Consider the following 5281-nt stretch of genomic DNA (forward strand, 5'->3'; position numbering starts at 1 on the left):
TGCCCGTGCACATGGAGGCGGTGCCGCCGGCGCGTGTCGGATACGTGTGGGATCAGGGTCACTGGCGCTGGGAGCACGGCCAGTACATGTGGAACCCGGGGCATTGGCAGGTTGAGCGCGTGGGGTATCACTGGGTGCCGGGGCACTGGATCGCACATCGCGGCGCGTGGCGTTATATGCAGGGGCATTGGGCCTGAGGTCGACCGGCTTTGACGTAGCCCTTTGAAGCGATGGGCGGCCGCAAAGCCGCCGCCCGCATACCGGAGCAACACATGAAAACGAAGCTTCTGATCATCACCTTGCTGGCGACGCTGCTTGGCGGTTGTATCGTCGTGCCGGCCCATTCCTATGCATACCGGCCGGCCGCGCGTGTCTACGTGTATTGAGTTTTATTTGACGGCCGGCGCTTCTGCATCGGCGGGTTCCTCGGGTTCTTCAGGCTCTTCTGGCACTTCCGGCGATGCCTTGGGCACAGGCACCGGCAACGGCGTCATATAACGCTCGGCGAGCGCCTCGTAAAGCGGCGGCGCGAAGAAGCGCGATACGCGGCTTGCGATCAGCGCCGTCCCCATCAGTGAAATCACGAGCGCGTGGCCGTTGATCATCTCCATGACAATTACAAACGACATGATCGGCGACTGCGTGACGGCCGCAAGATAGCCGACCATGCCGAGGGCGATGAGCATCGACAACTGCATGTCGCCGAAGACCATATGCAGCACGTTGCCGAAACCGGCGCCAATCGACAGCGACGGCGCGAAGATGCCGCCGGGAATGCCGGGCAGATATGACCCGATCATCGATACCATCTTGAGCAGCGGATAAAACACCGAGAGTTGTTCGTGGCCTTCCAGCAGACCACGTGCTTCGGCGTAACCGCTGCCGAACGTGGTGCCGCCCGAGACAACCCCGACGATGGCGATGATGAAGCCGCATATCATCGCGAAGACGACCGGCTTCGATGCATGCAATTCGCGCAGGCGCGCTGGAATCCATTTCGACGTATTCAGCAGCAGCCAGCAGAACACGCCACCCGCAATACCCGTCACGATCGCCGTCAACAATACGGCGAGCGCAAGGAGCTTGGGAAAATGTGCACCGACTTCGATGGTCCCGAAGTACGTGTAATTCCCGTTCAGCCCAAGGGCGACGATCCCCGCGAGGATGATGGCAGTGATCAGCACGCCGCTCGTGCGCGCTTCGAAGCTGCGCGTGAGTTCTTCGATTGCGAACACGATACCGGCAAGCGGCGTATTGAACGCAGCCGATAACCCCGCCGCCGCGCCCGCGAGCACCAGTTGCCGTTCGATGCGCGCGTTGGATCTCGGAAAGAGGCGGCGCAGGTTGTACATGAGCGCCGCTCCGACCTGTACGGTCGGCCCTTCACGACCGATGGTGAAGCCGCCGAGGATCGCGAGAAAGGAGATGCCGACCTTGGCGACCACGATTCCCGGCGACAACAACCGCGTTCCCAGTCCCGGCGGACTGTGCAATACCGCGATGACCTGAGGAATGCCGCTGCCTTCCGAGCCGCGAAAAAACTTGCGCGTGAGCCAGACGGACAACGCGGCGACAGCCGGGGTGAGAATGAGCGGAAGCCAGACGTGCTCGTGCTGAAGCGCGCGGAAGGTGTTGTACCCCCAGTCGATCAAACGCGCGTAAAGCACCGCGACCAGCCCGACCACAATCGCGCCGACCCAGAAAATGCCGTACCGATACCAGAGACTGCGTGCGCGGCGGACGGTCAGCCGGGGGAGGGAACTGAACCTGCGATTCATAGGCAATGAGCCATGCGACCGGCTGTCGGCAAAGGCATGATTATAACGACGCGTGTAACAGCTCCGAATTTAATCCGCTTAAAAGGGTTATATCGATTCGGACCGCAAAGAAAAATGGGACGCTGGCCTAGTGCCTGCGTCCCATAAACACTCTCGTCGGGGTGGCGAGAGCGGAGAGAAGATCGAAAGTAAAAAGTAATATTAGGTTCAGGCGTTTGTATAATGCGCAAACGTTTGAACAGACGCGCAGGTTAATGAAAGAATTATCGACTAGTGTTAGAGAAACCCGGAACGAACGGTGGTACTTAATTCAAACCGTGCGTGGAATTTTTCCAGAGCGTGAGTCAATACGAACGACTTGGCGGCAGTGGACTCGCTCAATACCGCCGAGCGCTACTGCCACAATTAGCCTCAAATCTGTTCAAGGTTTGTTTGAGTATAGGCAGCTCGGGCCGGTACGCAAGTTGCGATTGTCACAGCGAGTTTGTGTGACGCACCTTTCCCGCTGTAAGTGAATGATCTGACGGGAATTTTCCAAACGCGTTCAGTACTAACCCGCATCTGCAGGTTGAACCTGAATTTGAACCTTTGGCGTTGTCGCAGACACGTTGTTTCCACGGAGTCGCACCCATGAGTTTCCCGAATCGCCGCTCCCTCGAAGTTGATTTTTTCCGGGGGCTCGTGCTACTTGTCATTGCCGTTGACCACATTTCGGGAAGCGTCCTGTCGCGCTTCACGCTGCACAGCTATGCATTCTGCGATTCCGCTGAGGTGTTTGTATTTTTGGGCGGCTATGCATCGGCGGCGGCTTATACATCGATTGAATCGAACCGCAGCCATTCGGCCGCGCTCCGGCGCTTCTTGAAGCGGAGCTGGGAGATCTATCGTGCATATCTGTTCACCGCGGTCATGATGCTATTAGGCGGCGCGCTGCTGATGTGGATGCGCATTGACACCCCCATGCTGCAAATCACCGAATGGCCGGCTTTCCTCGCCCGGCCGCTCAGCCTTTCCTTCGATATCGCCACGTTGCGGCATCAGCCGTATTTGTCGTCGGTTCTGCCGATGTACGCCATGTTCGCGCTCGCCGTGCCGTTCGTCGTGCCGCTTGCGGAGAAAAAGCCCGTTGTCGTGCTGTTCGGCAGTCTGGGCATGTGGCTGTTCGCGTCATCGCTTGCGCAGTGGCTGCCTTCAGCCTACGCCGAGGGCTGGTCGTTCAACCCGTTCGCTTGGCAATTGATGTTCGTGCTGGGCCTGCTTTCGCGGGTTCAGCCGATCAGCGCCGAATTCCACAGCTCGAAAACGGCGCGTTGGCTGACGCGCGCCGCGATCGTGGTGTTCCTGACGTTCGCATTCGCCAAGCTGTTCCTTGAGACGCAAGCGCCGCCGGGATACATGAAGCAGAACCTCGCGACGCTGCGCATCGTGAGTTTTGTGGTGGTTGCGTGGCTGTTCGCGCAGGCCGTGCATGCAGGGTGGATTCGATCGCTCGCGCAGGCTTTGCCGAGCGTGGTGAACGTCGGCAAGCAGGGGCTCGTGTGTTTTATTGCCGGCGCTTGCATGTCGCTGGTCATTGATTCCGCGTTGCGCGTCGTATCGCTCGGATCGTACCAATGGATGGCCGGGCTGACCGGCGACGCCATTGCTATCGGCACGCTGATCTGGCTCGCGGCATTCTGGCGCGACCGGAAGGCCGCCCAGCTCAACCGCGTGCCCAAACATCCCGCCGTGCCGGCGCATGCAACCAACCGGCGGGATCGATAAAACGTCGAAGCAGCGTCAGAGCTTGATCCCGCGCGTCTCACGCATGCACAGGACGCCGATCAAGCTGAGTGCGGCCGCCGCGGAAACGTAACCGCCAACCCACGTCAGCCCGCCGCGATTCGCCAGCAATTGCGCGATATACGGCGCCACCGACGCACCCAGAATCCCGCCGAGGTTGTACGCCACGCCCGCCCCGGTGTAGCGCACGTTGGTCGGGAACAGCTCGGGCAAGAGCGCGCCCATCGGGGCAAACGTCACGCCCATCAAAAATAGCTCGATGGTCAGGAACAGCGCGACTGCGAACGTGTTGCCGCTGCCAAGCAAGGGCGCCATGGTGAACCCGGAAAGGATCGCGGCAATGCAACCGACGATCAGGACCGGCCGACGGCCGAATTTGTCGCTTGCGAGCGCCGAAAGCGGCGTGGCGATCGCCATGAAGATCACCGCGAAGCACAACAGGCCCAGGAATTTCTCGCGCGTGAAATGCAGCGTCGAGACGCCGTACGACAGCGAAAAAACCGTCGAGATGTAGAAGAGCGTGTAGCAGACGATCATCGCAATGGCACCAAGCAGCGTCGGCCCAAGATAGCGGCTGAGCAGCGTCGCAACAGGCATGCGCACGCGTTCGTGCTTTTCCATGGCCGCGCGAAACGCCGGCGTTTCCGCGATTTTCAGGCGCACGTAGAGTCCAAGCCCCACCAGCACGGCGCTGACAATGAACGGCACGCGCCAGCCCCAACTGCGGAATTGTTCGTCGGTGAGAGACAGCGCCAGGCCGAAGAACAAGCCGTTCGATGCCAGGAACCCCACCGACGGCCCCAGTTGCGGGAACATCCCGAACCAGCCGCGTTTGTTTTGCGGGGCGTATTCGGTCGCGAGCAGCGCCGCACCGCCCCATTCGCCGCCGAGGCCAATGCCTTGCCCGAAACGCAGGATGCACAGCAGCACGGGCGCGAGGCTGCCAATGGACGCATATCCCGGCACGAAGCCGATCAGCGTCGTGGAAACGCCCATCACCAGTAGCGATGCAACCAGCGTCGATTTTCGTCCGATCCGGTCGCCGAAATGGCCGAACACGAACGAACCGATCGGGCGCGCGATAAACGCAATGCCGAACGTGACGAACGCCGACAACGCCTGCGCGGCGGGCGAACTATGCGGAAAAAAGACCGGGCCGATCACGAGCGCGGCGGCGGTAGCGTAGACGTAGAAGTCGTAAAACTCGATCGCCGTACCTATAAAACTCGCGAAAATGACGCGGGAACTGCTCATTTTGGCATCGCTGGCGGGCGATGCAGGCAGTGAGGATGAAGCTGACGACATGGCGTCTCCGTTTTGCCCATCGCGCGCGATTCTCAACCGCGCCGCGGGACATTTTATAAAGGCAAACAAGGCAGGCAGACTGCGTCGAACGGCGCGCGGGTGCGGCGTGGTATCGAGCGGGCGGGGCGCATTGCACAGGCGCTGGATGGGCGGCGGCAATGGCGTGACCGGCATGGCCGGCCAACCGGTGTAACGGGGGTATCGAAAATTATAACGACCGTGCGTGGCGACGAGCAAGGAAGTGTTTCCCGAAGTGCAATGAAAGTTCCCTCAGTCGATGGTCGTTGCCTGCGGCGAATGCGCGCTCCTTAGCTGGAACTGGCCGTTGTCGTTGAAAAGCCAGCCTTCGAAGAGTTCGAGGTGGCCGTTGCCATCGAGCAGGCGCGTGGGCGGTGCGGGCAACGGCGAGGCCCGGA

The 5281-nt window shown here is 60.5% G+C and carries 4 protein-coding genes and 2 pseudogenes; 3 read left to right on the forward strand and 3 right to left on the reverse strand.

Annotated elements, in window-relative coordinates:
• Positions 1-197 (forward strand): annotated as a pseudogene (locus ACRXB1_RS29460) (YXWGXW repeat-containing protein); the annotation flags it as partial.
• A 192-nt stretch (positions 198-389) separates the two neighbouring features.
• On the opposite strand, the gene ACRXB1_RS29465 reads toward ACRXB1_RS29460, so the two are convergent.
• Positions 390-1778: a chloride channel protein gene (locus ACRXB1_RS29465; RefSeq protein ID WP_086383362.1), complete on the reverse strand. Its 1389-nt coding sequence runs from the start codon at positions 1776-1778 to the stop codon at positions 390-392.
• Between the two features lie 630 nt (positions 1779-2408).
• On the opposite strand from ACRXB1_RS29465, the gene ACRXB1_RS29470 reads away from it, so the two are divergent.
• Entirely contained in the window at positions 2409-3542 is a 1134-nt protein-coding gene (locus ACRXB1_RS29470) for an OpgC domain-containing protein (protein ID WP_449494036.1), read from the forward strand.
• Positions 3543-3557: 15 nt separating this feature from the next.
• Here the strand turns inward: ACRXB1_RS29470 and ACRXB1_RS29475 are convergent, their stop codons facing one another.
• On the reverse strand, positions 3558-4814 hold the full coding sequence (locus ACRXB1_RS29475; RefSeq protein ID WP_305954609.1) for an MFS transporter: 1257 nt from the start codon (positions 4812-4814) through the stop codon (positions 3558-3560).
• Positions 4815-4863: 49 nt separating this feature from the next.
• On the opposite strand from ACRXB1_RS29475, the gene ACRXB1_RS29480 reads away from it, so the two are divergent.
• Positions 4864-5058 carry a hypothetical protein gene (locus ACRXB1_RS29480; protein WP_062169541.1) on the forward strand — a complete coding sequence of 65 codons (195 nt, stop codon included), beginning with the start codon at positions 4864-4866 and terminating at the stop codon, positions 5056-5058.
• 77 nt (positions 5059-5135) lie between these two features.
• On the opposite strand, the pseudogene ACRXB1_RS29485 reads toward ACRXB1_RS29480, so the two are convergent.
• Positions 5136-5281 (reverse strand): annotated as a pseudogene (locus tag ACRXB1_RS29485) (energy transducer TonB); the annotation flags it as partial.

Source organism: Caballeronia sp. M23-90 (genome assembly GCF_053574605.1).